This window comes from Pseudomonas sp. W2Aug9 (genome assembly GCF_023127755.1).
Classification (GTDB): domain Bacteria; phylum Pseudomonadota; class Gammaproteobacteria; order Pseudomonadales; family Pseudomonadaceae; genus Aquipseudomonas; species Aquipseudomonas synxantha_A.
On record NZ_SPKL01000010.1, the window covers coordinates 414915 to 441168 of the forward strand.

The following is a 26254-nucleotide window of genomic DNA, read 5'->3' on the forward strand; positions in this document are numbered from 1 at the left end:
GCTTGCAAGCGTCTGCGTTATATCCGAGTCTTCAGTGCATATAACATTTCGAGCGCTTTACGCGGCGTCAAGTCATCCAGATCAAGCTTTGCCAACTCATCCAGCACCGGATGGGGCAGGCTGGCGAACATATCGCTCTGGTGCGGCGCGGCGGGTTTCTTGCTGGCCTTGGCAGGGCTGGCGACCACGGTTTCATGGGGCAGGGCTGTGGTTTCCAGGCGGCTGAGGTGTTCGCGGGCGCGAGTAATCACGTCATTCGGCACGCCGGCCAACTGTGCTACGGCCAAGCCATAGCTCTGGCTCGCCGGCCCTGGCAGCACATGGTGCAGGAACACGATGCGCTCATTGTGCTCGGTGGCATTGAGATGCACGTTGGCCACCAGTGGCTCGCTTTCCGGCAACACCGTGAGTTCGAAGTAGTGCGTGGCAAACAGTGTATAAGCGCGCAAATGCGCCAGGCGTTCGGCCGCCGCCCAAGCCAGGGACAGGCCGTCGAAGGTGCTGGTGCCGCGACCCACTTCGTCCATCAGCACGAGACTGCGCTCGGTAGCGTTGTGCAGGATGTTGGCGGTCTCGCTCATTTCCACCATAAAGGTCGAGCGGCCACCCGCCAGGTCATCACTGGAGCCGATCCGCGTGAAGATGCGGTCCACCAGGGACAGCTCGCAACTGGCCGCCGGCACAAAACTGCCGATATGGGCCAACAACACAATCAACGCGGTCTGGCGCATATAGGTGGATTTACCACCCATGTTCGGACCGGTGATCACCAACATGCGGGTATCGTCGTCCAGCGACAGGTCGTTGGCGACGAACGGCGTGGTCAATACCTGCTCCACCACCGGGTGGCGACCTTGCACAATGCGCATGCATGGCTCGCTGACAAACCGTGGGCAGTTCAGGTCAAGGTTCAGCGCTCGTTCGGCGAGGTTGCTCAGTACATCCAGCTCCGCCAGGGCGGCCGCAGTGTCCTGCAATGGCGCCAAACGGCTGATCAAATCCTCGAGCAAGGCTTCGTAAAGCATCTTTTCCCGGGCCAGGGCGCGGCTTTTGGCTGACAGCGCCTTGTCTTCGAACTCCTTGAGCTCTGGGGTGATAAAACGCTCGGCACCCTTGAGCGTCTGGCGGCGTTGATAATCGATAGGCGCCGACTCCGCTTGCTTGCTCGGCAACTCAATAAAGTAGCCATGCACGCGGTTGTAGCCCACCTTCAGGTTAGCCAGACCGGTGCGGGCTTTTTCGCGGGCTTCCAGGTCGATCAGGAACTGGCCGGCGTTTTCGCTCAGGGACTGCAGCTCATCCAGCTCGCTGTCGTAGCCGGTTTTCAACACGCCGCCATCACGGATGATCGCGGGCGGGTTGTCGATGATGGCTTTTTCCAGCAGCGCCGCGAGGTCCGGGTAAGTGCCGGCAGTCACCGCCAGCTGTTGCAAGTGAGGCGTATCCAACTCAGTCATTGCCAGTTGCAACTGCGGCAGGGCGCTCAAGGCATCACGAAGGCGCGCCAGGTCGCGGGGTCGTGCATTGCGCAGGCCGATCCGCGCCAGGATACGCTCGATATCACCGATTTCTTTGAGTTGCGGCTGCAGCTTTTCAAAGCGATAGCCATCGAGCAGGCAGGTAATAGAGGTTTGACGCGCTTGCAGCACGGTCAAGTCCCGCAGCGGACGGTTCAGCCAACGAGTCAGCAAGCGACTGCCCATCGCGGTCTGGCAGCGGTCGACCACCGATTGCAGGGTGTTATCGCGCCCGCCGGCCAGGTTAGTATCCAATTCCAGGTTGCGACGGCTGGCGCCATCGAGCACCACGGTATCGTCCAGGCGTTCATGACGCAGGCTGCGCAAGTGGGGCAGGGCGGTGCGCTGGGTTTCCTTCGCGTAGCTGAGCAGGCAGCCAGCAGCGCCGATGGCCAGGGTCAGCGTTTCACAGCCAAAGCCTTTAAGGTCCTGCACCGAGAACTGCTGGCACAGACTTTTCAGCGCCGAATCACGCTCGAAATCCCACGGCGCACGACGCTTGGTCCCACGACGTTTCTCCGCCGGCAAGTCCTTGGGCCAATCATCCGGGATCAACAACTCCACCGGGTTGATACGCTCCAGCTCCGCCAGCAGGTTCTCCCAGCCCTTGATCTCCAGCACGCTGAAGTTGCCGCTGGTGATATCCAGCACCGACAGGCCGAACAGACGCTCATCGCCCAACACCGCAGCGATCAGGTTATCGCGACGCTCATCCAGCAACGCTTCATCACTCACCGTACCCGGCGTAATAATGCGCACCACTTGACGTTCCACCGGCCCTTTACTGGTAGCCGGGTCGCCGATCTGCTCACAGATCACCACCGATTCGCCCAGCTTCACCAGCTTGACCAGGTAGCCTTCCAACGAGTGATAAGGAATGCCACACATCGGAATCGACTGCCCCGCCGACTGCCCGCGCGCGGTCAGGGTAATGTCCAGCAGCTTGGCGGCCTTCTTCGCGTCTTCGTAGAAGATCTCGTAGAAATCGCCCATGCGATAGAACATCAACTGATCAGGGTGCTGGTTTTTCAGGCGCCAGTACTGCTGCATCATCGGGGTGTGGGAGGACAGGTCTGAAGTGTTTTTACTCATTGGGTAGTAGGCAAATTCGTTGAAAGTGATGGGGCAAAGGGGGCGCTTGGCCCAGCATTTTTTGCGATGGCGGCAAGGTTAACACGCGAGGTGGAGGGGACGCAGGTCGCAAACGGAAAGGTAAAACTCGAAAGCGGTGTCGCCCTAATACTAATCACTGAAGAAGCACCATCATACCTGTGGCGAGGGAGCTTGCTCCCGCTGACACTCTCGGAATTCCTCATCGAAAATAAATGCGTCCCCTTATTTTGTAATTGTAGGGGCCTGTTTTCGGCCCCCTCCCTATCATTACCTAACCATGATGTCTTTGATTTCTGTAGGGATCCTGTTTGACTTAACAAGCATTGATCCAACTATCTCTGATCCGACGCCACTAAAGTGAAAGCCGTCCCAAAACACAGGTTTGCCATCTACATATGACGAGCATTTGTCGTCGTGACAAAACACGTCAAATAGGGTGAATGTAGATACCGATTTATGTTTTTGAGCCACCTGCCGCACAACTGTGTTTTCTACATAGTCAAAGTGAAACGGCGTTTCTGCTCTGGATTCGCAATCCATGAAAGGGATTCTCAGAGATTTTGCATAGCACTTTGGATCAGCATTGGAGAACATCGGAACTGACATTCCTATGAGAATCTTTTGCCCCGAAAAATCGTTAATCATTGCTTCAATGTCGGATTCGAAGTTCGCAGACTTCCCAGCGTATGTCGGCCAAATCCCATTGATCACAATGGTTTCATATTCCCCAGCGTGGGCCCTAACAACCTCATTGAATTGACGGCAGGACTGCGCATTCCCTACCGGTATGTACGGGTCGCTTTTTTCGCCTCGGAAGATTGGGCAGATTGGGTGGGAAATGTTTCTTATCGAAACGCCATACTTATCGGCAATTTGTTTGAACACGCCGACAAAGTGAGACGACGTAGAGTCGCCTACCATCAATATTTTCGGCTTTTGCCCCTTTGGACCGATCACGCACCGGTCGTCATTCATGAGCGCCTCGGCCTCGTTCCCGAACCCCTGGCAGACGTATAGCATATCTGCAGGAGGGGTGGCCTGCATCTTCATGGCTTGCTCTTGCTGATCGCCGCCACTCACGGTTTTTTGAAGCACCGATGGGTTGGCTGAAACCGCTATCAGCAGCAGGCCGGCGGTAAGTATTGCTCCAGTCTTCACGCCCTTTTTCTCACCGGCAGTTCTCATTGGCTTTTCAACAAGTCGATACGCCAGCAGTGCACACACGCTCATTATTACCGAGCAGCCTACTATGCCCATAGCGTCTGGCTCGCCGTAGGCGTAACGGTAGAAGGCCAAAACAGGCCAGTGCCAAAGGTACAGGGAGAAGGAAACGAGGCCGATTGCAACCATTGGTCGAAGTGAAAGAATGCGGCCGACGATGCTGCTCCCGTACGCGCCAGCAAAAATAATCAGCACGGCACCGAGTGTCGGCACCAGGGATATAAATCCTGGGAAGCCTTTTTTCTCGTCAAGGAAAATCATCGACCATACGATGAGAATCAAGCCAAGAGCCGAGGCTATTTCTCTGATTACTCTCGAAACAGAGCCCTTGAAAGCATCCGTCAGGAAGAAAAGCAGGCCGCCTGCCAGAAGCTCACCGGCCCGCGATGGAAGCATGTAATAAGCAAATGTCGGCGCTTTTGATACGTATGCTTCGCTAATGGCAAAAGAGGCAATTGCCAAGACAGATGCGGTGATGATGACAAGTCTTCTTCCACCGATCTTGAAGGCGATAATCATCAGCGCCGGCCACACCAGATAGAACTGTTCCTCAACCCCAAGGGACCAGAGGTGCAGCAAGGGGATCGTGTCAGAGGATGCGGCGAAATAGCTTGTATCCAGGTACAGCCAAAAATATATGTTTGCAGCTGAGATGGTTGCCGCTAACGCCGACTTTGCGAGTCCGGAGAAATCCTCCGGGAGCATGAAGGCGGCACCGAACACCAGTGTCACGAAGGTGACCAGAAAAGCGGCGGGGAAAATTCGCCGAACTCGCCGTAGGTAGAACTCTGAAAATGAGAAGGTGCCGTTTGCTGATTGGCGGTGAACAATCCCGGTTATGAGGAACCCCGATATTACAAAGAAGATGTCCACGCCAGCAAAGCCGCCAGGGATCCATAGCTTGTTGAGGTGATAGACCACCACAGCCAGTACTGCAACGGCCCTTAGCCCGTCGATGTCTGGCCGATATTTTAGGTTTTTGTTGTGCATGAAGTCCCTTTCTCCGGCGTGGCCGGGGGCAAATTGATATCGAGGCGGATTCTACAAGCGAATGCTGGGTGTGTCAGGTTTGTGGATTGCTGCTGGATAAGGCAGGCAAAAAATAACGACCTGATCAGTGCCAGGAAGATGATGAGCTGACTTTTCATATAACAATGCAGGATAGAGAGAATGCGGGCGCGAATACGACCAAACTATTTGGACCTACGCCCACTGGCCGGAAACAACCCTCTGATCACCCCAAGAAACGCCGCAAACAAGTTGATTGAAGTCGCCGTAGTGATGGCAATCAATACATTTTCCGAGAACGGCGCTTTACCCGAGTAATACGTCGACCAGCCATTCCACACCAGCAGGACCGCCCAGAAGATCACGCCGCAGGCAGCAAACCAAAACGCACGCCCCGCATACTTCTTGCGCAGTTGCCGTTCGGCTTTCTGGTCTTTGAGGTTTTGGCTTCTTTCATCGTCGGTGCCTATGGCTTGCTCGCCACCGGCCTGGGAGTCCTGGTCAGGCCCTGCCACGGGGGGCAGGGTGAGTTCCAGGTTGTCGAGTTCTTCACTCACGGATACGGCTCTTTGGGTGAATGAGTGCTGCCATGTCTTCCCAGTCTATGGCGGAGCCGTCGGCGCCCTTGAGGGCCCAGGCTGTGCCGTCCTCGTGGGACAGGTTGGACAGTTGGGTGCCGGACCATTTGCCGTATTTGTTAATGATCCGGTCAATCAAACGATGGGTATAGGTATCGCTCTCCGGAACCCTCGGTGTAACGAAGACAATGTCTTCGGCGTCGGGCTTCAGGTTGCTGAGCAGTGAGGTCACCGGGCGATTACCGTAGGATTTCAGCTCATGGTAAAGCGACGGAATGACCGGGCCATATAGCCAGCGGGCGAAGTGGTCATCCATCAGGGGCTGGTCTCGCTCGCGCAAATGCCAGGACTGTGTATAGAACAGCAGTTTCTGCAGCTTCATCGGGGTCAGGCCCGAAACCTTGCCTTCCTTCGCGCGTTCAATGAAGGCGTTAGCAACAGCTAGCGCTGAATAAGCCATGAGCACCTCCGTCGTTGCTGGCTAGGTGATTGACGAGTTTTATACATAGCCCCTGAATTGTCGATAAGCAAGGGAGGCTGTTCATTTGCCGCGTCTTACCTCAGGCGCTCGCAATAATAGTGAGTATTTAACTGTCTGGATATACAGTATTTTGTTTCAGGCTAAACACAATTGGATGTTTAATGCATAAATATGCAAATTAGCATTTGCCAACCTTAAAAACTCCCGTCACTATCCGCGTTATGCAAAAACGCAATGTTTCTATCGTCTTAAGAGAGCTGCTGGATCGCGACCGGATCTCCCCCACGGAGCTTCATCGGCGCACCGGCGTGCCTCAATCCACACTGTCCCGGATCCTCAGCGGCAAGATCGTTGATCCGTCGGATAAACACATCTCCCGTATCGCCGAGTATTTTCGCGTGAGCACCGACCAACTGCGCGGGCGCGCTGCGGTGGGAGCCTTGCGCGATGACGGGCGCGACCCGATGCATTCGGAACTCAAGGACATAAGCCTGTGGGACGACGACACCCCCGTCAATGATGACGAGGTGTCGATCCCCTTTCTGCGCGAGGTTGAATTGGCTGCTGGATCAGGAAGATTCGTCATCGAGGAAAGCGAGAAGGCCAGCCTGCGGTTCGGCAAGCGCAGTCTGCGGCATAACGGCGTGCAGTTCGACCAGGCCAAGTGCGTGACGGTACGCGGCAACAGCATGTTGCCGGTACTGCGCGACGGCGCCACGGTTGGCGTGAACGCCGGTAAAAGCGGCATTGGCGATATCGTCGATGGTGATCTGTATGCCATCAATCACAACGGCCAGCTGCGAGTTAAACAGCTCTACCGCCTGCCTTCCGGGATTCGCCTGCGCAGTTTCAACCGTGATGAGCATCCGGATGAGGACTACAGCTTCCAGGATATCCAGGATGAGCAGATCAGCATCCTCGGTCATGTTTTCTGGTGGGGCATGTACGCCCGCTAACCCCCTCGCGTAAGACGAAACCCGCCCATGAGCGGGTTTTTTTTCGCCCCGAAAAAACCGGCAAACCCCATGCTGGCAAGGCCTTAAATGCATTTGTGCATTTCCATAGCAAAAATAAATGCATTGATGCATTGACTGTATATGCATACATGCATATTCTCCATCTCAAGCCAGCCAACAAGGCCTGGTGGAGGTGGCAAGGATGCTGCCAAGGAAGACAAGGAAGGCACGCAACATCGGCAAGGACGCCATCGAAGCGATGGCAGGGATGCCAGGCAACACCGGCAAGGATGCCGACGCTCTTTAGTTTCAACGCTTCAAAAACAGGCAGCGATGAACCGGCCTTGACGGTTCAGAGGGTTGGCAACTGACCCGGGTGTGCAGCGTAAAGCACCAGAAGCAGTTATCCGGCAGACAGGGATCGTGGTCGGAAAAACATCGAGGAAAGGACCGTACCGCGCCAGTAGCGCCGAAAGTCCGAGGACAGCATTACTGAAAAGCCCGGGCAACCGGGCTTTTTGGAATGCCTACCTATCGAAGCATCTGTAAATGAAATATGGATTATTAAATGCTCAGCCAGGAGGCGTGACATGACAAATGAACAGCAAGCGTTAGCGGAAATGCCTATCTGGCTGGTCATCGTATTGGCCGTGATCGGTGGCGTATCCGGCGAGATGTGGCGCGCCGATAAGGAAGGGGCTCGCGGTTGGTCGCTGATCCGACGCCTGGCCCTGCGTTCCGGGGCGTGCATGGTCTGCGGGGTTTCGGCTCTGATGCTGTGCTACGCAGCGGGGATGTCGATCTGGACCGCCGGCGCCATTGGTTGCCTGACCGCCATGGCCGGTGCCGACGTGGCTATCGGCCTTTATGAGCGGTGGGCGGCCAAGCGCATCGGGATCAACCAAGGCTCCCGCCAGGACCCGCAGTAATCGTTGCAAGGACGCTACATAAAATGACGCTTATCGAAAAGCCATCCCAACTGCCCCAGGCCGTGGGCGCTGCGCTGCATGCAGCCTTCCCGGACCTCAAGGTCGGCAGTCATCAGGACTTCCAGGGCGACACTGAAAAAACCGGTGTGCAGGTCACAGTCGAAGGCAATGGCCCGGGCATTCGCTCTCGCGAAGGGCGCAAGGCTCACGTGCTGAGCATTTCACTCAGGGCCATGGTCGCCCCCGGGGCATTGCCGTTCGATGCCTGCGACCTGGCCAGCCAACTCATGGACCTTGTGCTGGATAACCGTTGGGACCTGCCCCAGGCACAGTGCGATTTGCCCGCAAATATCGTCGCCGCTCCGGCTGTGCGCAGCACCCTTGACGCGGACTACGACACCTGGACGGTTTCCTTCACTCAAACCCTCTATCTGGGGCCGCCGTTACTTGAAGATCCTACAGGCCAGCCGCTGTTTGCCTGCACCTGGGACGTCTCCAACATCGACGACCCAGCCCAATACAAACCACTGGCGGAGTAGCCCATGTTCGACGCGCTGTTACGCATGCAATTGGGACCGATCGTCGAACGCCTGGCAGAGATGGAGACCCAACTCGAAGACCTTTACCGCCGCGCTGAAAGCTTCTGCCGGATTGGCATTTGCCAGCAGGTCGACGCGGCGAGCAACACTTGCAAGGTCAGCCACGGTGATTTGCTGACCCCGGCGATCCGCTTTTTCAACCCCAGCGCCGGTGCGCAAACGGAAACCCGCATTCCAACGGTGGGCGAGCAATGCCTGTTGCTTAACTACGGTGGCGGGGAGGGCGGCGTGCAGTCAGTGGCGCTGTTCGGCCTCAACAGTGATCGCTTTCCGCCAGTCTCCAGCGTTGCGACGCTGACCAGGCGTCGCCATCAAGACGGCACCCAAAGCGACTACGACGACGCCAGCCATACTTTCAACTGGGCCAACGGCCCAACCACCGTCAGCGGCTCCCGTGAACAGGTCGACATTAAAGTCGGCGCTGCCAGCCTGACCATGAATGCCCAGAGCATCACTTTGCAAATCGGCGGCACCAGCCTGTTGCTGGATGCTGGCGGAGCTCACTTCAGCGGCCCGGTAGTGGACCATCAAGGACGCGTCATCAGCCCCCGATAAGGACATCCCATGCTCGGAATCGAGAGGAACACCGGCGCAGCCGTCGATGACTGGCTGCAATTTGTGCAGCGCGCCACCCGAGCGCTGACCACCCCCGTGGGCACCCGGCAAAAGCGTCCGTTGTATGGCTCGCTGATCCCGCAGTTGCTCGGGCAAAACCTCGGCGACGACCTGCTGATTCTCGCCCAGAGCCATGCCGCCCAGGCGTTCTACAACACCCATAACGGCATCAGCGATTTTGACCCCCAGGTCATCGTCGCCACTCGCCAAGGCGCCGGCCTGCTGCTGCGGTTTGCCGGTACCTGGAAAAACCGCCAACAAACCTTCGAGGTCGTGACATGAGCATGTTGATCCCCGGCCAGAACCAACTGGCGGAACCGACCATCATCAAGGTGGATGAGTTCGAACCGTTGCTGGCCGAGTTCAAGACGTTTGTCATCGACCACGTCGCCACCCGCGCGCCGCAAAGCGCGGCCAAACTCAAGGCCAGCCTCGACAACGAAAGCGAACTGCTGACCCTGGCCCTGGAAGCGTTTTGCGTGCGCCTGCAAACCCACGAGCGCAAATACAACGCCCGTATCAAGCAGATGCTGGCGTGGTGGGCTACCGGCAGCAACCTGGATGCGCGCCTGGCCGACATGGGCCTGGAACGCCAAGTGCTCGACCCTGTCGACCCGGCGGCTTTCCCGCCCGTGCCGCCCACCCTGGAAAGCGACGACGACGCTCGCCTGCGTTACTACCTGGCGCCCCATGCTCCGGCGGCCGGCTCGCGGATGCAGTATCGCCGCGAAGTGTTCACCCTTGGCGAGCGCCCGGCGGTGAAAGTGCAAAGCGCGACGCCGGGAGTGGTGAGCGTCATCTACACCTTCGATCCGGATGGCTATGCAGCCCAGGTCAAGGACGGCAACGCTCGACGCACCGCACCGGGTGAAGTCATGGTCACTGTGCTTTCCCGCGAGGGCGACGGCACGCCGTCCGCGGACTTGCTTGACGGTGTACGTCGACATTTCGCACGGCCGGATGTAAGGCCGGAGACCGATCTTGTCACCGTCCAGGGCGCTCAGATTCAACCTTACAAGATTCGCGTGGTGGCCAAGATCAACGCCGGCCCGGATTCGGGGTTGACCCAAGTAGCGGCGCAGAAACTGCTGCAAGACTACGCAGAGTCCTGCCATCGGCTGGAAGGGCGGGTCGACCCCAGCTGGATCGACTACGCCATTCACAGTGCCGGAGCTGCGCAACTGCAGATCCTGGAACCGCTGGCGCCGATTGTCAGCACCGCGTTCCAGGCCCCGTATTGCACGGGCGTCGAGGTGGAGGTGCGCACGCTATGAGTGAGCCTAAAGCGAGTTTACTACCGACCAACAGTTCACCGCTGGAAAAGGCGCTGGACCTGGGTTTCGGCACATTGCTCGAGCGCGTCACACCGCCGTTTCCAGCGTTGATGAACCCGCTGCAAACCCCCAGCGAATTCCTGCCTTACCTGGCCGCCGACCGCGGCGTCAGTGAATGGGATGCCGAGGCCAGCGAGGCGGAAAAGCGCCTGACCGTGGCCTTGTCCTGGCAAATCCAGCGCCAGGCCGGCACGCCCAAGGCACTCAGTCATGCGGTGGAATCGCTGGGTTTTACCCCCAACATCAGCGCCTGGTATCAGCAGCGCCCCTTGGGTGTGCCTTACACCTTCGACGTACAGGCGATCATCGGGCGCAGCTGGTCCAGCGGCGATCACAACCGGCTGATCCGGCGTATCAATGCGGCCAAGAGTGAGCGCGATCAGGCGACGATCACCATCGTGCATGAAACCGACGGTCAGCTCGCGCTTACGCAAGTGCTCGACGCCCCTTTAAGCGATGGCGAGTTCTATCTGAACGGCGCGCTGCCTGAATTGGCGCTGGTTGCCCGGCTAAACAGTGCCGGGGTTGCCCAGCACTACACCATTAACGACTACGACCTCAGGGCGCAGCCATGACAGATGAAATAACGCGCCTGGTGCGCTTCACCTCCAAAGGTTTGGATGAAGTGCTGCAGGCAAAGAACCAGGGCCTCAAAGGCGAAATCACCCATATCGGCGCCGGCACTGGCCGCTATACCCCCGACGGTAGCGAGGTAGCCTTGCGCGATGAGCGCCAACGGGTGGCCATCGTCGATTACGAAGACCTGGGCGCGCGCCAACTCAGGATGGCCGCGCTGTTTGATGGCGACGGTGAATATGAGATTGGCGAGTTCGGTTTTTACCTCGCAAGCGGGACTTTGCTGGCGGTGTATTCCGTGGCGGGGAAGTTGCTGACGTATAAGGCGGCGGCGGCTCGGGTGCTGCAGAAGTTTACGTTGGATGTATCGCCCTTGCCGGCGGATAGCGTGACAGTAGTGGTGGGGACTGAGAATCTCAATGTCTTACTAACGGAAGAGCTGGCTTCACTCTCGGCAGCGAGCATCGACAATATGACACGGGGTATCGGGGTTCTATTTCGCCTGATGGCGCTGGAGGAGAGAACAGTTTAACCGCCTCTTTCAAATGACCCTGAGGACGGAATACGTTGGCTTGATTGAAAGCCGTTAAGGGATGACCAGTAAAACAAGGAGCTCAAACATTGAGTACTGAACAGCAATTGGCCGCCGTTGTCAGCGCGGCAAACAACTTGACGAATACTGTGGCGGGTAAGGTAGGGGAAATTGACAAAGCCCTTGCAGATGCCCAGAGGAAGTATGAAGACCAGCTTTTGAGTTTGAGTCGCCATATACCCAGAGTGGCGATGACAAAAAACTTTCATATGGCTCCCGATGCGACGGGCAACCTGATTGACGGCTGGTATGTTCATACCCAAGTCACGGCGACAAAAACACGAACGATTACTCAGGTAGCTCAGTCGGCGGGACGCCCTCAGGCAGACGTCGATTTTATGCGCCAGGTTCAGGCAGATGTGCGTGAGCAGTTTCCTGATTTCGATATTAGTTCAGCCGAGTATTGGCGAAACCCGATTCATGTCTGGCAGATGAAATGGTCGGAGGACAATGTCAGTCCGTGGCTTGCGTTCCCTTGTGCGGTCGATATGGAACGATTGAGCGGAACAACACCTGTGCCTCTCAACACTCATATGACGATAGCTGCTTTTGTTCGGGTGGTAGAGGGTTCTGTCGACGGCACATGGACTACCGGCAACAAAAAGGGTAAATGGCGCTGGTGCGCTGTGCCTGTACCACCGACAGGGTTCTTTTCTCACTATATGCATATTCACCCTATGCGTACTTCTAATAGTGGACTAATTGAAGTCATGCTTGGCGGTGCCTGTACAGGTGTCGTCACTCACCCATCCGATTGGGGAACTATGTTGGCTCTGGGTTAAGGAAAATACTGATGAAACCTGAATTTGCACTTGCTGAGATTCACCCGCTGATTAAATGGACACTGATTCGTAAAGCTCGTGATGCTGACTTGGCGGCCAGTGATTATGCGGCCATGCCCGACTATCCAATGCTGGATAAGGATCGTCCTGTATTTATGGCCTACCGTCAGGGCTTGCGTGATATCCCTGATCAAGGCAGCGATCCTGATGCAGTTGTGTGGCCTCCTAAACCTGGTTTTCTGAAATAACCCACCGCGAAAGCGGCTTTTTTTCGCCTCCCCCAAGCCCCTCCCCGCAGGGGCTTTGGCATTTTCCACCCGGAGATTTCCACCCATGCCCACCCGCCAAACCTACACCGTCCTCATCCCATTCCCCATCGGTAACGGCCATTGGTCTACCGCCGGCGAGGAGCTGGAACTGCTGGACGTCGAAGCATCCGCCCTGCGCATCGCTGGCCGCCTGGAACTGACCAGCGTCCTCAACTCCACCCCCAAGAAGGCTGAATAATCATGGCTGAGGTTTTGAACTTCGAGCACAACGGCATCACTGTGAATGCCACTGAATCCCCCGAGGCCATGGGTGGCCTTGGCGATAACGTGATCGGCCTGGTCGGCACTGCGCCGAATGCCCATGCTTCGATTCCCAAAAACGCGCCGTTTCGCATCAACAGCTTCACCACCCAGGCGCTGCTGGACCCCACCGGCACCGAGTCGGGCACCTTGTTCCAGGCGGTGTACCAGATCCTCAAAGTGGTCAAGGTGCCGGTCTATGTGGTCATCGTCGAAGAAGGCGCCACCCCGGCCGATACGATCAACAATGTGATCGGCGGCAACGACCCGGTCACCGGCCGCAAGCTGGGCCTAGCGGCCCTGAGCAGCGTGCCTGAAGACCTGACCATCATCGGCGCTCCAGGCTTTACCGGCACCAAGGCCGTGGCCGGTGAGTTTGCCTCCTTCGGCAAGCGCATCAAGGCGCGTGTGGTACTGGATGGCAAGGACGCTTCGGTGGCCGATCAAGTGACCTACAGCGGCGAGCTGGGCGGTGCCGACCTCGGTTTCGACCGTTGCCTGCTGGTGCACAACATGCCGTCGGTGTACTCCAAGGCCGCGAAGAAAAACGTATTCCTGTCGCCATCCTCGTTGGCCATCGCCGCACTGGCCAAGGTCAAACAGTGGGAAAGCCCGGGCAACCAGGTGACCTTCGCCGAAGACGTTTCCCGCGTGGTCGAGTACAACATCCTCGATACCTCCACCGAAGGGGACCTGCTCAACCGCTACGGCGTGAGCTACTACGCCCGCACCATCCTCGGCGGTTTCTCGCTGCTGGGTAACCGCTCCATCACCGGCAAGTTCATCAGCTACGTCGGCCTGGAAGATGCTATCAGCCGCAAGCTGGTCAAGGCCGGCCAGAAAGCCATGGCCAAGAACCTCACCAAGTCCTTCATGGACCAGGAGGTCAAGCGCATCAACGACTGGCTGCAAACCCTGGTGGCCGACGAGACCATCCCTGGCGGCAGCGTATACCTGCACCCGGAATTGAACAGCGTCGAGAAGTACAAGAACGGCACCTGGTTCATCGTTATCGACTACGGCCGCTACGCGCCGAACGAACACATGGTTTATCAACTCAACGCCCGCGATGAAATCATCGAGCAGTTCCTGGAGGACGTTCTCTAATGTTTACCAACCGAGTCAGACAGGCCATTGCGGCCACCCTTCAAGGCCTGCCGTTGTCCGCAACCGTGGAAGAGTTCACCCCGCCGAAGATCGAGTTCGACATGGAGCCCATGTCCGGAGGTCGCTTTATCGCCGAGGAAATGGCCAAGAGCGGCAAGGTGCTCAATGCCAAGCTGGTGCTGCAAGGTGCCGGTCCGGAAATCATGCTGGCCCTGGGCGTGCGCATGGGCGACGACATCCTGCTGAACGTGCGTGAAGCCGGCCAGGACCAGGACGGGAAGACCTACTTCACCTACCACACCGTCGGCGGCAAGCTCAAATCCCTGGAGGAGGCGAAGCTGAAAATGGGCGACAAGGCTACCACCACGCTGGAACTGTCCTGCCGTACCTACAACCGTCTGGAAAATGGCGTTTCGGTGATCGACATCGACGTGCGCACCCAGAAGTTCGTGCTCAACGGCGTCGATATTCTTGGCGATGCGCGCCGCGCCGTGCTGATGCCGTAAGGATAACTGCAATCGAAGCGGGCACGGTCAATATGGGAGCCGGGCTTGCCCGCGATGCAGGCGACTCGGTGCGTCTGGAGCACCGAGTTGATGCTATCGCAGGCAAGCCAGCTCCCACAGAGACCGCGCTCAGATTGGGATTCCCGTGCTTTTCAATACCGCTCTACAAGGAATTGCCCCATGGCCTGGATGCCACCGTTGCACATCCTGCTGGCTCCGATCACCGCCGACACCGGCGCGACGATCCAGCAGGTTCAGCTAAAACCGTTGTTCTACGCCGCGCAAAAAGACGCGCTGGCCCGGGCCGGTGATGACGAGGACGATCAGTTTTTCGAACTGGCGAAACTCGCCACTGGCCTGTCGGAAAAAGAGCTCGACCAGCTCAAGCGCCCTGACTACGTGAGCATTGCCCAGTACGTACACGAGATGTCGACGCGCCCGACGTCGTTCTTCCTGAATGCGGATGAAGCGACACCCCACGACCAACCCGTCCAGTTGCTATTGCCCCTGAACGCAGCCGGCCGAACCCTGACCGAACTGCCCCTGGAAATGCCTGCCCTGCGCGCCACCAAGGTGATGAAAAAACTCGCCACCAACAAAGAGCGCGCCGAGTTCATCACCGCCCATTGCACCGGCCTGATGATCCCTGACCTGGCCGGCTTGACCGTGCCCGACTGGACGGAACTGCAGGAGCGTATCGACGATTTTTTAAATCAACCGGCGGACTTCTTTCGCAGCGCGACATCGAAGTAATCCTCGATGTGGTGCCGCTGATCTACTCGGTCAATGAGGCGGAGATCCTCGACTGGGACGCCGGAAAAGCATTGCGCCGCTACGACATTGCGATCACTCGCCTTGGCGTTAAACAGGAGTAAGCGGGATGCAGCACAAGTATTCGCTCGCATATGCCATGGTCAAGGATGGCCAGGGTGTATTCAGCAACGCAGGCGGCGCGAAGGGTGCCGATAGTGTTAACCCGGGCCCGATGGCATCTGAAAGTCATGCAGAGGCGGCGCCATTGTCCTCGATGGGCCTGGAACTGACCAATGCCGGTTTGCAACTCCAGGGGCTTTCGCTGTCCCTGGGGTTGCTGCGCGATAGTGTGGACGCGCTGCAAGCCTCCTTGCCGCAGCTTACGGCAATGGGCATTGAACCGTCCAAAACCGAAAAACGCAGCGATCAGACGACAACCACCGAAGTGACGTCGAGCACATCGCAAGAACTGCGGCTGATCCGTGAAGCCATGACGCTGAGCGAGGTAAAGAGCCTCGATCCGGTCGCAGCTTTTCAACAATCGTTTGCTGCGCCAGCCATCAAGGAAAAAACCATAGCGCAGCTGCGCGAGGCGTCCTCAAAGAGCGAGGAGCGGCTCTCCACGACGCTCAAGCCAGCACCGGTACTCTGGGAAGACGTGTGGCTTCAGAAAAAGACCGAAGTGATGGACAAAGCCAACGCCTGGGCGAGTACATCTCCGGCTGCCGCCACCACTGTGAAAACCGCTGAGGCGGTGATTCTGCCGGTGTTTTCACCTGTGTTTACCGACTTTTTTTCGGGTTTGGGAGATACGATAAAAAGTCGGGTGACGAGCAATGTGGTCGACGTGACGCTGGGCAAACTGCCTGGAGTGGTTGGCAAACTGTTCAAGAGCGACGGCTTTAAAAAGGATCAGCCATGCTGCTGCGCCACTGCAACCCAAGCCTCACTGAGTAGTCGCCGCTCCAGTCGCAGAGGCTCTTCTGTCAGGAAAAGGGGTAGCAATAGGCCCAAGTCGCAGAAAAACCAGAAGGCGCGCAACGCGCAGAAGAAACAGCAAGCGCAGAAGAAACAGGCGTCTGTGGCGAGGCCGGCGTTTACAAAGCGGGCATCTGTGAAAAACGCTGGGGTGATGTCGACGCTGCGCAGTCTGTCTGAGCGCTTCATCCAACCCTTATTCCCGGCGCAGTCCAATGGTTTCCATGCCGGAGCACCCGTGCAAGGTCTGCAGCCGCGTGGTGCCCAGGTCAATAACCGAACGACTCACACTGATCTGCGTCATTCGATCCCGAATAGAGCCCCTGGGCTGATTGAAGCCTCGGAACGCAGGCGCGTGCCCGTGCCTTCCGGAGCTCGCGCAACGACCCAGCCACACTCACAGGCTGTCAGCCATGAGCGTTCAGCCGTGCCTGTGGTGACTCCCGCGCCCAAAATACCGGCTTCCGGGCTGTTGGGCGTGATGAGTAAGCTGGAGTCTGCCGGCGCGCGCCGTCTCGGCCCGCTGAAGTATGTCGACACCGCCGTTGACGTGGTCCAGGGCGTACGCAATGGCGACGTCAAGGCCGTCGGTGCTGGCCTTGGCATCGCTGGCGGCGCCTGGGCGGGAGCATCCGCCGGCGCCGCGCTCGGCACTCTGGTTTTCCCAGGCATCGGCACCGCAGTCGGCGGCGCCATCGGTGGCTTGCTCGGCAGCGAAGCCGGAAGCTGGCTTGGGGACAAGTTGTTCGGTTCAGGCGATCGTCTGCCTGCGCCGAACGCGCTGAGTAAAGAGCTCAACAGCGCGCGAACGGACAACGTCCAGATCACGCTCTCACCGAGCATTCAGATCACCGGCGTTAATCCGGCGGACGCCCAGCAAGTGGTCAATCAGGTGATCCAGGCCCTGCAATTTCAATGCGTGCCGATGGTCACCGATTCCCTGGGCATCCGGCGCAACGCGGCACTGGCCGATCCCTCAGGAGGTGATTGATGCGACAACAAATGGTACTGGGCGACTTTATTTTTGGCTTATCCCGAGGGTTCGCCTATTCCACACTGGCCCGCAACAGCGACGGCGGCTGGAGTGATCTGGCGATCATTGCCAGCAAGCCGCAGTCGCGTCAGAGCGGCCAGAAGCTGGAAAAACTCATCTTCAGCGGCACGGCCATGTACGCCGTTGGCATGCAGCGCCTGGACGAATTGCGCGCTCTGCAAAATGCGCGAGCGCCGTTGCCGCTGGTCGACGGCATCGGCCGTAACTGGGGCCAGTGGCGGATCAATGCAGTGATGGAAAACCAGAGCAACGTGATCGATGACGGCACCGCCATGGTCATGACCTGGACCCTTGAACTGGAGGAATTCGTCAATGCGTAGAGTACGAAGTATCGCCGGTGACTCGGTCAACCTGCTGCTCTACCGCGAACTGGGGCGTTGCGATGACGCGGCGGAAGAAACCCTCTGGCGCTTGAACCCTGAACTGGCTGAATACGGCCCGGTACTGCCGGCAGGCGTATGGGTGGTCGTGCCTGAGATGCAAGCCCGGCCGGCTGCTGTACGGCCCGTTCTGGCCTGGGATTAAGGAGGCTGCATGGCACAGGGATTTACCCCGGTCGTAGAGTTCTACGGCGCCAACGCGGCGCTGCTCAATCAACGCCTGATGCACTGGAGCCACACCGACGCCGCGGGTATCCAGACTGACCGCCTGGAACTGACCCTTAACATAGAAGGGATGGAGGGCTTGCCCAGCCTCAGTGGCAAGATCGGCCTGCGTGTCGGTTACCTGGAAACCGGCTTGGTGGAAAAAGGCGAGTTTGTTGTCACCCAACGCACCCCGGTGTTGTTTCCGATGCGCCTGATGATCGTGGCCACCGCCGCGCCCTTCAGCGAGGCGGATAAAAGCGGCTATCGCCAGCGCCGCTCCGCCAGCCATGGGCCGACTACCTTGGGGGCATTGTTTCGTCAACTGGTCAGCCGCCATGGTTTTTCACCGCGAGTGGCACCGACGTTGGACGGCATTGCGATTGCGCACATCGACCAGTCCAACGAAAGCGACATGGCCTTCATCACCCGCTTGGCCAAACGCTACAACGCTGTCACCAAGCCGTTCAACGAACTCTATGTGCTGGCCGAAGCGGGGCAAGCCAAATCACTCTCCGGCCAGCTATTACCGCAAGTGAAATTGTCGGTGACCGAGGACAACCGTCCCGGTGAGCAGGCCTTTATCACCGCCAAGCTCGACGAAAAATCGCGCTCCAAATACATGGGCAGCCGCGTCAGCTGGTGGGATTCCGGAGCTGGCAAGCAGCGCATGGTCCAGGTCGGGATTGCCCCGTTCAAGACCCTGCGCCAGCGCTGCCAGAACGAAGCCGAAGCCCGCGCCGTGGCCGAAGGCGAACTGCGCCGGGTGGGACGTGAAGGTTTGAAGCTGCAGATCGATTGCCCCGGTAACCCGTTGCTCGCTGCCGAAGGCTTGCTGGTGCTGGATGAAACCTGGCCTTCGTATATGCAGGGGCGCTGGTCGATTACTCAAGTGACCCACGTTGGCGACCCGGCGACGGGGTATCGCAGTTCGATCATGGCCAGTGGATTGGCGTCTTAGGCGCGGGCAGAAGAGGGAGCTTGAGTTCGTGTATCACTGAAAGCTCGAGCTCAAGAAGGAGGGATGCATGGTTCTATCTGAGCAACAGCTGGTTAAAGTACTACCAAACTCCCGCCTTAAAGCGGGAGTTTTCATTTCGGCGTTAAACACGGCGATGTCCCATCACCAAATCACCACACCTGAACGCACTGCGGCATTCCTCGCCCAAATCGGCCACGAATCTGCTCAGTTGCTCTATGTGCGAGAACTGGGTAGCGATCACTACCTGAGCAAATACGACACCGGTACCCTGGCCGCCCGGCTGGGCAACACGCCCGAGGCGGATGGCGATGGCCAGAAGTATCGGGGCAGGGGGCTTATCCAGATCACGGGGCGTCGCAACTACCTGGCCTGCAGCCGAGCGCTGTTCGGCGATGATCGCCTGCTGCTGCAACCGCAATTGCTGGAGCAACCGCAATGGGCTTGCGAATCGGCAGCCTGGTTTTGGCAGAGCAACGGTTTGAATGAACTGGCCGACAGGGACCAATTCACCGCTATCACTCGGCGTATCAACGGCGGTCTCAATGGCCTGGATGAGCGTTTGCGCTTGTGGGCGCGGGCCAAGGCGGTGTTATGCATCTCCTAAGTGCGTTGCGTTTGATCGGCGTGTGTCTGCTCATGGCGTTTGTTTGGCAGGTCCAGGCTTGGCGATATGGTGCGCAGCTTGAGCTGCAATCAAGCACCCATGTTCAAGCGCTGAACCAGCAAAGGCTGGCAGCACAAAACCAACGCCGGGCTCTGGAGCAACAGCTCAACGTCAACGACCACCAACACACCCAGGAGTTGAGCGATGCCCAACGCAACCAAGCTGCTCTGCGTGACCGTCTGGCCACTGCTGATGTGCGGTTGTCAGTCCTTCTCGACGCCGCCGATTCCGCCACTGGCTGTACAGTGCCTGCCTCCACCACCGCCGGCAGCCTGGTTCATGCAGCCCCGCGAGCCCGACTTGACCCGGCGCATGCTCAGCGAATTATCCGCATCACCGACGACGGCGACAGCGCCCTGATCGCCTTGCGCGCTTGCCAGGCCTATGTGCAGGCCGTCGCGCGTTAGCCTCTTGATGCACTCTGTATCTTGCATGGCCGATAGGCTCCTGTAGGGTAGGCGAACCCCCGCCCACTCCTGGAGACGACCGTGAAGGAAATCACTCAACTGGCCGCTGAACTGGGTCGCCGTTTGCAGGTGCTCAGTGCCCACGTCACCACTGCCGAGTCCTGTACCGGCGGCGGCATTGCCGAAGCCATCACGCGGATCCCGGGCAGTTCGGCCTGGTTCGAGGCGGGCTATGTCACCTATTCCAATCGCCAGAAGACCCGGCAGTTGAACGTGCCGGAAAAACTCTTTTCCAAAGTAGGCGCCGTCAGCCAGGAAGTGGTGGAGGCGATGGCCCGCGGCGCTCAGGAAAAAAGCCTGGCGCGGTTTGCCGTGGCGGTCAGCGGTGTGGCCGGCCCCGATGGCGGCTCGCCAGACAAGCCGGTGGGCACCGTTTGGCTGGCCTTTGCAGTGGGCGACGAGGTGACAGCCGAGCTTGCGCACTTCCCCGGCAACCGCGACGAGGTGCGCCGACAAACGGTAAAAGCCGCACTGGAGGGCTTGTTGCGACGAGCTGCAGCAGAAATCGAGAAACAGGGGTAGGCGATCACCGATCTTTGTGGAACAATACTGTCTACTTATACAGGTGTTGGCCGTCAGGCCTTATTGATTACGTGAGGACTTTAATGGACGACAACAAGAAGAAAGCCTTGGCTGCGGCCCTGGGTCAGATCGAACGTCAATTCGGCAAGGGTGCCGTAATGCGTATGGGCGATCACGACCGTCAGGCGATCCCGGCTATTTCCACTGGCTCTCTGGGTCTGGACATCGCGCTCGGCATTGGCGGCCTGCCAAAAGGCCGTATCGTTGAAATCTACGGTCCTGAATCTTCCGGTAAAACCACCCTGACCCTGTCGGTGATTGCCCAGGCGCAAAAGATGGGCGCCACCTGCGCGTTCGTCGACGCCGAGCACGCCCTGGATCCTGAGTACGCCGGCAAGCTGGGCGTCAACGTCGATGACCTGCTGGTTTCCCAGCCGGACACCGGCGAGCAAGCCCTGGAAATCACCGACATGCTGGTGCGCTCCAACGCCATTGACGTGATCGTGGTCGACTCCGTGGCTGCCCTGGTACCCAAGGCTGAAATCGAAGGCGAAATGGGCGACATGCACGTGGGCCTGCAAGCCCGCCTGATGTCCCAGGCGCTGCGTAAAATCACCGGTAACATCAAGAACGCCAACTGCCTGGTGATTTTCATCAACCAGATCCGCATGAAGATCGGCGTGATGTTCGGCAGCCCGGAAACCACCACCGGTGGTAACGCGCTGAAGTTCTACGCTTCGGTCCGTCTGGATATCCGCCGTACTGGCGCGGTGAAGGAAGGTGACGAGGTTGTCGGTAGCGAAACTCGCGTCAAGGTTGTGAAGAACAAAGTGGCCCCGCCATTCCGTCAGGCTGAGTTCCAGATTCTCTACGGCAAGGGTATCTACCTGAACGGCGAGATGATCGACCTGGGTGTACTGCACGGTTTCGTCGAAAAGTCCGGTGCCTGGTATGCCTACAACGGCAGCAAGATCGGTCAGGGCAAGGCCAACTCGGCCAAGTTCCTGGCGGACAACCCGGATATCGCTGCCACGCTTGAGAAGCAGATTCGCGACAAGCTGCTGACCCCGGCGCCGGACGTGAAAGCTGCCGCTAACCGCGAGCCGGTTGACGAGATGGAAGAAGCCGACACTGACATCTGAAGCAAACGATGACCGTTGTACTGGATACACTCGTTGCCGTTCGGCGCACTGCAATGGACCTGCTCGCTCGCCGCGAGCATGGCCGAGTCGAGCTGACGCGTAAATTGCGTCAGCGCGGCGCAGAGCCTGAGATGATCGAAACAGCCCTCGACCGTTTGACAGAAGAAGGGCTGTTGTCGGAAGCCCGTTACCTTGAAAGTTTTGTGTCCTATCGAGCGCGCTCCGGTTACGGCCCTGCGCGGATTCGTGAAGAGCTGAGCCAGCGTGGTCTGCAACGTGCCGATATCGACCTTGCCCTGCGTGAGTGCGGTATCAACTGGCAGTCGCAGTTGGAAGACACTTGGCGCCGCAAGTTTGCGGGGCACCTTCCGATTGACGCCAGGGAGCGTGCGAAGCAAGGGCGCTTTCTGAGCTATCGCGGGTTTTCGATGGACATGATCAGCCGCTTGTTGAGCGGCCGCGATATGGACGACTGAACGCCCCAAAACGAAAAGGCCCACTATGAAAATAGTGGGCTTTTTTTTCGCCTGCAAAAAACTACGCCGGCAGTGACGTCACACGTTGCTGCGTCTTGCCTTGGGCCTGTGCCCAGTTTTCCGGCAGGTTGATGTAATCCACCAATTCACGCAGTCGCCCCTGGTCGCGGCCATTGAAGTTGAACATCAGGCGGGTCAAGTGACTGAACCTTGGTTCGTCATGGTCTTCGCCTGTATAGGCGAGCTGTTGAAACTCGCCACTGAGCCGCAGGCTGGCAAACTCTTGCTGCAAATGGGCCAGAGCACGCTCACTGAGAGGATGGTTCATGCGCACCACAAACTCGCGTTTCAACCAACGGGTGGAGTGGAAGTTGGCATAGAACTGGTTGATTTCATCCACTGCTTCTTCGGCGCTGTAGACCAGGCGTATCAGCTTGAGGTCAGTAGGCAGAATGTAGCGGTTGGCTTCCAACTGGCTGCGGATAAAGTCCAGGGCACCTTGCCAGAACCCACCGCCCGGCGCATCCAGCAACACTACTGGCACCAGCGGGCTCTTGCCAGTCTGGATCAGGGTCAGTACTTCCAAAGCCTCGTCCAGGGTGCCGAAACCGCCTGGGCACAACACCAGCGCGTCGGCTTCCTTGACGAAGAACAGCTTGCGGGTAAAGAAGAAGTGGAATGACAGCAGGTTTTCGGTGCCATCGATGGTGGGGTTGGCGTGCTGTTCAAAGGGTAGCGTGATATTGAACCCCAGGCTGTGCGCCAGGCCCGCGCCTTCGTGGGCTGCCGCCATGATGCCGCCGCCACCGCCGGTGATCACCATCAGGTCGGAGCGCGCCAATGCTGCACCCACCTCTCGTGCCAGTGCATACAGTGGGCTTTCCACAGGTGTACGTGCCGAGCCGAACACCGTCACCTTGCGCCGGTCCTTGAATTGTTCGAGTACGCGAAATGCATGGTCCAATTCACGAATGGCGCGCAGGGTGATCTTGGCATTCCAGCGATCCCGGTCGTCCTGGGCCATGCGCAGAACGGTAAGGATCATGTCGCGATAAAGGGGGATATTCGGGCTGTTGGGGGCGATCAACTGGATTTGCGCGTCGACCTGCTGCGTGAGGTCGGTCCCGTTTTCTTCAAAATGACGAAGCAACTGATCATTGGATTCATAAGGCATTCAACTTCTCCTTCTTTACAGGGCCTGGATAGTCGACGAGAGCGTCGTCGGGGCCACGACACTGCATGTGTCGTTGCATGCCACAGGAGGGCAGGCCGCTTATGCCCTGAAAGTGTTACAGAACAGCATTGAAGTAGCTGTGGGCGGGCGTATGGGATGGCTTGATCATGGGCCGAAAAACCCTTGGCTGGCAACCGCTTATTGGTTACTCATCGCGTAGTTTAGTCGTTGGCAGGAGCTGGAGCGGGGGAGTGCGCGCCGCTGGACAGCAGCGCGCGACGGTCAAATCGTGCTTACTTTTTCTTCTTCGCCGCAGCCGGTGCCGGGCAATCCGCTTCAACGAACTTGACCGATGCCACAGGGCGGTTGCTTTTGTTCTCGGTGATTTCATAGCGCATCACTGCGCCCTTGGCCATCAGCTCGCGGTAGCCTGGGTTGGTGCAGACGCTGCGGCCGAGCTGGAAATACACAGCCTTGGGGTTGGCACGCATCTGTTCGGCACGATCAGGCTGAACGCTGAGGTGATCAATCAGCTGCATACCTTCAACGGTGTAGGCCACTTCCAGGGTCTTTTCATCAATTTCCCGGGGCAGGTCCTTGTTGCTTTCGGCCGCGACGCTTTGCAGTTTCCTGTTCATTTGAGCCTCCAGCAGCGAGGCCGCGTGGGCGCCCATAGGCAAGACCAACGCTATGGCGAGGGATGGGGCAACAAGGCGCAGCATGGAACGCAGCATGAAACTCTCCTGATTCGGTTACTGGTGCATAGACCAGCCACTGCGCTGTGCGTTCAGTGGCGCGCAATTATAGGTGAGCCCTTGCCACTACAGCCAGGCGTATCGCTGGTAAACTGCGGGACTTCTGCTTTTCACGAGTTTCTTCCGTGCCGATTCCCTTTTCTTCGCCGCGTGCCCGATGAGCCACGCCGTTTCCCGTTTGCGTGCTCAGCGTCTGGCGCGTGCCGTCAGGCCGTTTCTTAATCGTGGTTCCCGAGCTGAGCGTTGCCCCGGCTGTCGGGTAATTCCCGAGTACTGCTTATGTGCCTGGCGGCCCCAGGTACAAGCCAAGTCGGCCATGTGCCTGTTGATGCATGACGTTGAGCCGATGAAACCCAGCAACACGGGTTGGCTGATCGCTGATGTCATACACGACACCACTGCATTCGCATGGTCGCGCACCGAAGTCGACCCCGATTTGCTCAGATTGTTGGCCGATCCGCAGTGGCAGCCATATATTGTCTTCCCCGGTGAATTCGTGGCACCAGAACGGGTGGTCAGTGAAGTGCGCATGGAGGAGGGCAAGCGCCCGCTGTTTATCTTGCTGGACGGCACCTGGAGCGAAGCGCGCAAGATGTTTCGCAAAAGCCCCTACTTGGAGCACTTGCCGGTACTGAGCCTGGCGCCAGAGCAGTTGTCACGCTACAAACTGCGGCGTTCCAAGCGTGATGACCATTTCTGCACCGCCGAGGTGGCGGCACTTTGTCTGGAGTTGGCCGAAGACGTGGCCGCCAGCGAAGTGTTGGATGCCTATCTCGATGTATTCAGCACCCATTACCTGGCTGCCAAGTTCCAAATGCCGCTGGACCCGATGGACGCTGTGCATACTCGCCTTGCACCCTACATCCCGGCGGTATAACCAGACGACGTTTGCATGATGGCACCGTAAACCTGCAACCCGCTAAAATGCCCGCGGGCGTAGTGCTTGACCCTCCAGGCTACGCTGGTCATGCTGGGCGCCGATTGGGGCGCAACCGTGAATGCCTGACGTCGTTTCAAGTGCTTTTGACGTTGAGCAGGCCCTGTGGCGATAGCTGCCAGGCCGTCGCCTTGTGTATTGGTGAGCCCTGAACCATCAGGGCTGCCATAAAAAACAGGATCATTTAACCAATGGCCACATACGAAATCCTGATAGCCGATGACCATCCGCTGTTTCGCAGCGCTCTGCATCAGGCAGTCACCCTGGGGCTTGGCCCTGATGTTCGCCTGGTCGAAGTGGCCAGCATCGCCGAACTGGAAGCTCGCCTCACCGAAAAATCCGACTGGGACCTGGTGCTGCTTGACCTGAACATGCCCGGTGCCTACGGCTTTTCCGGGCTGGTGCTGCTGCGCGGGCAATACCCGCAGATCCCCGTGGTGATGGTCTCGGCCCAGGAGGAAGCCGACGTGGTGGTGCGCTCCAAGGAGTTTGGCGCCAGTGGCTTCATTCCCAAGTCCAGCGCGATGGAAGATATCCAGAAAGCCGTGCGCGCGGTATTGGACGGCGATGTGTCCTGGCCGCCCCAGGCGTTTGAACAAATCAACGTGTCCGACGAAGCCAAGGCCGCCCGTGATGGCCTGGCCAGTCTCACACCCCAGCAGTTTCGGGTGCTGACCATGGTCTGCGAGGGTTTGCTGAACAAGCAGATTGCCTACGAATTGAGCGTGTCGGAAGCGACCATCAAGGCCCATGTAACGGCGATTTTCCGTAAGCTGGGAGTGCGTACCCGGACCCAGGCGGCGTTGCTCTTGCAACAACTTGAGTCAATCTCGCAACATTAAGTTACAGCCGCTTCACGCTTTTTTGACTTTGCGTGATCTAGCTTCCCCACTTCTTTGGTTCAGTTGCCTACATCTATGTCGCCTTTCAAGGGTCAAACCGGTATCAAACGTATCTTCAATGCAGGGGGCTATTCCCTGGATGGTCTGCGCGCAGCTTTCACCGGCGAGGCGGCGTTCCGTCAGTTGGTGTTGTTGAACGTCATCCTGATCCCTTTGAGCTTTTTCCTGCAGGTCAGCCGGGTCGAGCGAGCACTGCTGATTGCGGTGTGCCTGCTGGCGTTGATTGTCGAATTACTCAACTCTGCGGTAGAAGCGGCCATTGACCGTATTTCCCTGGACCGCCATCCGCTGTCGAAGAACGCCAAGGACATGGGCAGCGCCGCGCAATTTGTGGCACTGACCATGATCACCCTGGTGTGGGCTGTGATCCTGATCTGACGA

The 26254-nt window shown here is 58.2% G+C and carries 32 protein-coding genes; 26 read left to right on the plus strand and 6 right to left on the minus strand.

The window, feature by feature from the left end; genetic code table 11:
• Positions 1-17: 17 nt before the first annotated feature.
• The 4 genes from mutS to E3O56_RS08710 form a co-directional block, all read right to left on the minus strand.
• Complete coding sequence (gene mutS, locus E3O56_RS08695) at positions 18-2609, minus strand: DNA mismatch repair protein MutS (protein WP_032877521.1); 2592 nt, start codon at positions 2607-2609, stop codon at positions 18-20.
• A 288-nt stretch (positions 2610-2897) separates the two neighbouring features.
• The gene (locus E3O56_RS08700) at positions 2898-4841 is read right to left on the minus strand and encodes an acyltransferase family protein (RefSeq protein WP_148852485.1); all 1944 of its coding nucleotides are present in this window, start codon (positions 4839-4841) and stop codon (positions 2898-2900) included.
• A gap of 203 nt (positions 4842-5044) precedes the next feature.
• Positions 5045-5416: a hypothetical protein gene (locus tag E3O56_RS08705; protein ID WP_248128099.1), complete on the minus strand. Its 372-nt coding sequence runs from the start codon at positions 5414-5416 to the stop codon at positions 5045-5047.
• On the minus strand, positions 5409-5897 hold the full coding sequence (locus E3O56_RS08710) for a type II toxin-antitoxin system antitoxin SocA domain-containing protein (RefSeq protein WP_248128100.1): 489 nt from the start codon (positions 5895-5897) through the stop codon (positions 5409-5411). The genes E3O56_RS08705 and E3O56_RS08710 overlap by 8 nt, the downstream gene beginning before the upstream one ends.
• A gap of 233 nt (positions 5898-6130) precedes the next feature.
• Between E3O56_RS08710 and E3O56_RS08715 the strand changes: the two genes are divergently transcribed.
• The 23 genes from E3O56_RS08715 to recX all read left to right on the plus strand — a co-directional run bounded on the left by E3O56_RS08715 (position 6131) and on the right by recX (position 22105).
• Positions 6131-6874: an XRE family transcriptional regulator gene (locus tag E3O56_RS08715; RefSeq protein ID WP_177327421.1), complete on the plus strand. Its 744-nt coding sequence runs from the start codon at positions 6131-6133 to the stop codon at positions 6872-6874.
• Between the two features lie 590 nt (positions 6875-7464).
• Positions 7465-7803 (plus strand): phage holin family protein, encoded by a 339-nt coding sequence (locus E3O56_RS08720; protein ID WP_005785384.1) that lies wholly within the window; start codon positions 7465-7467, stop codon positions 7801-7803.
• A 23-nt stretch (positions 7804-7826) separates the two neighbouring features.
• Positions 7827-8342 (plus strand): hypothetical protein, encoded by a 516-nt coding sequence (locus E3O56_RS08725; RefSeq protein WP_078820417.1) that lies wholly within the window; start codon positions 7827-7829, stop codon positions 8340-8342.
• 3 nt (positions 8343-8345) lie between these two features.
• Positions 8346-8957, plus strand: a complete 612-nt coding sequence (locus tag E3O56_RS08730) for a phage baseplate assembly protein V (protein WP_060767087.1) — start codon at positions 8346-8348, stop codon at positions 8955-8957.
• 9 nt (positions 8958-8966) lie between these two features.
• Entirely contained in the window at positions 8967-9299 is a 333-nt protein-coding gene (locus E3O56_RS08735; RefSeq protein WP_148852484.1) for a phage baseplate protein, read from the plus strand.
• A complete protein-coding gene (locus tag E3O56_RS08740) occupies positions 9296-10291 on the plus strand; it encodes a baseplate J/gp47 family protein (RefSeq protein WP_248128101.1) in 996 nt (331 codons plus the stop codon). Before E3O56_RS08735 ends, E3O56_RS08740 begins: the two co-directional genes overlap by 4 nt.
• Positions 10288-10926: a phage tail protein I gene (locus E3O56_RS08745; RefSeq protein WP_078820421.1), complete on the plus strand. Its 639-nt coding sequence runs from the start codon at positions 10288-10290 to the stop codon at positions 10924-10926. Before E3O56_RS08740 ends, E3O56_RS08745 begins: the two co-directional genes overlap by 4 nt.
• Complete coding sequence (locus E3O56_RS08750; protein ID WP_032877511.1) at positions 10923-11459, plus strand: hypothetical protein; 537 nt, start codon at positions 10923-10925, stop codon at positions 11457-11459. Before E3O56_RS08745 ends, E3O56_RS08750 begins: the two co-directional genes overlap by 4 nt.
• An 89-nt stretch (positions 11460-11548) precedes the next feature.
• The gene (locus E3O56_RS08755; protein ID WP_148852481.1) at positions 11549-12301 is read left to right on the plus strand and encodes a hypothetical protein; all 753 of its coding nucleotides are present in this window, start codon (positions 11549-11551) and stop codon (positions 12299-12301) included.
• 11 nt (positions 12302-12312) lie between these two features.
• Entirely contained in the window at positions 12313-12549 is a 237-nt protein-coding gene (locus E3O56_RS08760) for a tail fiber assembly protein (protein ID WP_122736075.1), read from the plus strand.
• 85 nt (positions 12550-12634) lie between these two features.
• Entirely contained in the window at positions 12635-12808 is a 174-nt protein-coding gene (locus E3O56_RS08765) for a hypothetical protein (RefSeq protein WP_248128102.1), read from the plus strand.
• A 2-nt stretch (positions 12809-12810) separates the two neighbouring features.
• A complete protein-coding gene (locus E3O56_RS08770; RefSeq protein ID WP_032877508.1) occupies positions 12811-13977 on the plus strand; it encodes a tail protein in 1167 nt (388 codons plus the stop codon).
• Positions 13977-14483: a phage major tail tube protein gene (locus E3O56_RS08775; RefSeq protein ID WP_005785401.1), complete on the plus strand. Its 507-nt coding sequence runs from the start codon at positions 13977-13979 to the stop codon at positions 14481-14483. The genes E3O56_RS08770 and E3O56_RS08775 overlap by 1 nt, the downstream gene beginning before the upstream one ends.
• Positions 14484-14663: 180 nt before the next feature.
• Positions 14664-15236, plus strand: a complete 573-nt coding sequence (locus E3O56_RS08780) for a phage tail assembly protein (RefSeq protein ID WP_032877507.1) — start codon at positions 14664-14666, stop codon at positions 15234-15236.
• 127 nt (positions 15237-15363) lie between these two features.
• On the plus strand, positions 15364-17205 hold the full coding sequence (locus E3O56_RS08785) for a phage tail tape measure protein (protein ID WP_248128103.1): 1842 nt from the start codon (positions 15364-15366) through the stop codon (positions 17203-17205).
• A complete protein-coding gene (locus E3O56_RS08790; protein WP_248091054.1) occupies positions 17205-17588 on the plus strand; it encodes a phage tail protein in 384 nt (127 codons plus the stop codon). Before E3O56_RS08785 ends, E3O56_RS08790 begins: the two co-directional genes overlap by 1 nt.
• A complete protein-coding gene (locus E3O56_RS08795) occupies positions 17581-17793 on the plus strand; it encodes a tail protein X (RefSeq protein ID WP_005785409.1) in 213 nt (70 codons plus the stop codon). The genes E3O56_RS08790 and E3O56_RS08795 overlap by 8 nt, the downstream gene beginning before the upstream one ends.
• Positions 17794-17802: 9 nt before the next feature.
• The gene (locus E3O56_RS08800; protein WP_248128104.1) at positions 17803-18813 is read left to right on the plus strand and encodes a contractile injection system protein, VgrG/Pvc8 family; all 1011 of its coding nucleotides are present in this window, start codon (positions 17803-17805) and stop codon (positions 18811-18813) included.
• 67 nt (positions 18814-18880) lie between these two features.
• Positions 18881-19438 carry a glycoside hydrolase family 19 protein gene (locus E3O56_RS08805; protein ID WP_032877504.1) on the plus strand — a complete coding sequence of 186 codons (558 nt, stop codon included), beginning with the start codon at positions 18881-18883 and terminating at the stop codon, positions 19436-19438.
• Positions 19426-19905 carry a lysis system i-spanin subunit Rz gene (locus E3O56_RS08810; protein ID WP_248128105.1) on the plus strand — a complete coding sequence of 160 codons (480 nt, stop codon included), beginning with the start codon at positions 19426-19428 and terminating at the stop codon, positions 19903-19905. Before E3O56_RS08805 ends, E3O56_RS08810 begins: the two co-directional genes overlap by 13 nt.
• Before the next feature lie 81 nt (positions 19906-19986).
• On the plus strand, positions 19987-20487 hold the full coding sequence (locus E3O56_RS08815) for a CinA family protein (protein WP_005785452.1): 501 nt from the start codon (positions 19987-19989) through the stop codon (positions 20485-20487).
• An 83-nt stretch (positions 20488-20570) separates the two neighbouring features.
• Complete coding sequence (recA, locus tag E3O56_RS08820; RefSeq protein WP_005785454.1) at positions 20571-21629, plus strand: recombinase RecA; 1059 nt, start codon at positions 20571-20573, stop codon at positions 21627-21629.
• Positions 21630-21637: 8 nt separating this feature from the next.
• The gene (recX, locus tag E3O56_RS08825) at positions 21638-22105 is read left to right on the plus strand and encodes a recombination regulator RecX (protein ID WP_005785456.1); all 468 of its coding nucleotides are present in this window, start codon (positions 21638-21640) and stop codon (positions 22103-22105) included.
• A 61-nt stretch (positions 22106-22166) separates the two neighbouring features.
• Here the strand turns inward: recX and E3O56_RS08830 are convergent, their stop codons facing one another.
• Entirely contained in the window at positions 22167-23279 is a 1113-nt protein-coding gene (locus tag E3O56_RS08830) for a TIGR00730 family Rossman fold protein (protein WP_032877501.1), read from the minus strand.
• Between the two features lie 293 nt (positions 23280-23572).
• Positions 23573-24013 (minus strand): PA3611 family quorum-sensing-regulated virulence factor, encoded by a 441-nt coding sequence (locus E3O56_RS08835; protein WP_103733429.1) that lies wholly within the window; start codon positions 24011-24013, stop codon positions 23573-23575.
• Positions 24014-24191: 178 nt separating this feature from the next.
• Here E3O56_RS08835 and E3O56_RS08840 point away from each other — a divergent pair, with 178 nt between their 5' ends.
• The 3 genes from E3O56_RS08840 (at position 24192) to E3O56_RS08850 (ending at position 26251) form a co-directional block, all read left to right on the plus strand.
• Positions 24192-24911: a tRNA-uridine aminocarboxypropyltransferase gene (locus tag E3O56_RS08840; RefSeq protein ID WP_032877499.1), complete on the plus strand. Its 720-nt coding sequence runs from the start codon at positions 24192-24194 to the stop codon at positions 24909-24911.
• Between the two features lie 251 nt (positions 24912-25162).
• Positions 25163-25813: a response regulator transcription factor ErdR gene (gene erdR, locus E3O56_RS08845; protein WP_032877498.1), complete on the plus strand. Its 651-nt coding sequence runs from the start codon at positions 25163-25165 to the stop codon at positions 25811-25813.
• 75 nt (positions 25814-25888) lie between these two features.
• Entirely contained in the window at positions 25889-26251 is a 363-nt protein-coding gene (locus tag E3O56_RS08850; RefSeq protein WP_003189051.1) for a diacylglycerol kinase, read from the plus strand.
• The last annotated feature ends 3 nt before the right edge of the window (positions 26252-26254 follow it).

What these genes read in the sequence shown, in the direction of transcription:
- recA (WP_005785454.1), top strand. Translation starts at nt 20,571, where the DNA reads ATGGACGACAACAAGAAGAAAGCCTTGGCTGCGGCCCTGGGTCAGATC.
- E3O56_RS08840 (WP_032877499.1), top strand. Translation starts at nt 24,192, where the DNA reads ATGAGCCACGCCGTTTCCCGTTTGCGTGCTCAGCGTCTGGCGCGTGCC.
- E3O56_RS08830 (WP_032877501.1), bottom strand. Translation starts at nt 23,279, where the DNA reads ATGCCTTATGAATCCAATGATCAGTTGCTTCGTCATTTTGAAGAAAAC.
- E3O56_RS08795 (WP_005785409.1), top strand. Translation starts at nt 17,581, where the DNA reads ATGCGTAGAGTACGAAGTATCGCCGGTGACTCGGTCAACCTGCTGCTC.
- E3O56_RS08700 (WP_148852485.1), bottom strand. Translation starts at nt 4,841, where the DNA reads ATGCACAACAAAAACCTAAAATATCGGCCAGACATCGACGGGCTAAGG.
- mutS (WP_032877521.1), bottom strand. Translation starts at nt 2,609, where the DNA reads ATGAGTAAAAACACTTCAGACCTGTCCTCCCACACCCCGATGATGCAG.
- E3O56_RS08810 (WP_248128105.1), top strand. Translation starts at nt 19,426, where the DNA reads ATGCATCTCCTAAGTGCGTTGCGTTTGATCGGCGTGTGTCTGCTCATG.
- E3O56_RS08765 (WP_248128102.1), top strand. Translation starts at nt 12,635, where the DNA reads ATGCCCACCCGCCAAACCTACACCGTCCTCATCCCATTCCCCATCGGT.
- recX (WP_005785456.1), top strand. Translation starts at nt 21,638, where the DNA reads ATGACCGTTGTACTGGATACACTCGTTGCCGTTCGGCGCACTGCAATG.
- E3O56_RS08725 (WP_078820417.1), top strand. Translation starts at nt 7,827, where the DNA reads ATGACGCTTATCGAAAAGCCATCCCAACTGCCCCAGGCCGTGGGCGCT.
- E3O56_RS08775 (WP_005785401.1), top strand. Translation starts at nt 13,977, where the DNA reads ATGTTTACCAACCGAGTCAGACAGGCCATTGCGGCCACCCTTCAAGGC.
- E3O56_RS08780 (WP_032877507.1), top strand. Translation starts at nt 14,664, where the DNA reads ATGGCCTGGATGCCACCGTTGCACATCCTGCTGGCTCCGATCACCGCC.
- erdR (WP_032877498.1), top strand. Translation starts at nt 25,163, where the DNA reads ATGGCCACATACGAAATCCTGATAGCCGATGACCATCCGCTGTTTCGC.
- E3O56_RS08745 (WP_078820421.1), top strand. Translation starts at nt 10,288, where the DNA reads ATGAGTGAGCCTAAAGCGAGTTTACTACCGACCAACAGTTCACCGCTG.
- E3O56_RS08750 (WP_032877511.1), top strand. Translation starts at nt 10,923, where the DNA reads ATGACAGATGAAATAACGCGCCTGGTGCGCTTCACCTCCAAAGGTTTG.
- E3O56_RS08805 (WP_032877504.1), top strand. Translation starts at nt 18,881, where the DNA reads ATGGTTCTATCTGAGCAACAGCTGGTTAAAGTACTACCAAACTCCCGC.
- E3O56_RS08790 (WP_248091054.1), top strand. Translation starts at nt 17,205, where the DNA reads ATGCGACAACAAATGGTACTGGGCGACTTTATTTTTGGCTTATCCCGA.
- E3O56_RS08760 (WP_122736075.1), top strand. Translation starts at nt 12,313, where the DNA reads ATGAAACCTGAATTTGCACTTGCTGAGATTCACCCGCTGATTAAATGG.
- E3O56_RS08835 (WP_103733429.1), bottom strand. Translation starts at nt 24,013, where the DNA reads ATGCTGCGTTCCATGCTGCGCCTTGTTGCCCCATCCCTCGCCATAGCG.
- E3O56_RS08740 (WP_248128101.1), top strand. Translation starts at nt 9,296, where the DNA reads ATGAGCATGTTGATCCCCGGCCAGAACCAACTGGCGGAACCGACCATC.
- E3O56_RS08800 (WP_248128104.1), top strand. Translation starts at nt 17,803, where the DNA reads ATGGCACAGGGATTTACCCCGGTCGTAGAGTTCTACGGCGCCAACGCG.
- E3O56_RS08770 (WP_032877508.1), top strand. Translation starts at nt 12,811, where the DNA reads ATGGCTGAGGTTTTGAACTTCGAGCACAACGGCATCACTGTGAATGCC.
- E3O56_RS08710 (WP_248128100.1), bottom strand. Translation starts at nt 5,897, where the DNA reads ATGGCTTATTCAGCGCTAGCTGTTGCTAACGCCTTCATTGAACGCGCG.
- E3O56_RS08720 (WP_005785384.1), top strand. Translation starts at nt 7,465, where the DNA reads ATGACAAATGAACAGCAAGCGTTAGCGGAAATGCCTATCTGGCTGGTC.
- E3O56_RS08735 (WP_148852484.1), top strand. Translation starts at nt 8,967, where the DNA reads ATGCTCGGAATCGAGAGGAACACCGGCGCAGCCGTCGATGACTGGCTG.
- E3O56_RS08730 (WP_060767087.1), top strand. Translation starts at nt 8,346, where the DNA reads ATGTTCGACGCGCTGTTACGCATGCAATTGGGACCGATCGTCGAACGC.
- E3O56_RS08850 (WP_003189051.1), top strand. Translation starts at nt 25,889, where the DNA reads ATGTCGCCTTTCAAGGGTCAAACCGGTATCAAACGTATCTTCAATGCA.
- E3O56_RS08785 (WP_248128103.1), top strand. Translation starts at nt 15,364, where the DNA reads ATGCAGCACAAGTATTCGCTCGCATATGCCATGGTCAAGGATGGCCAG.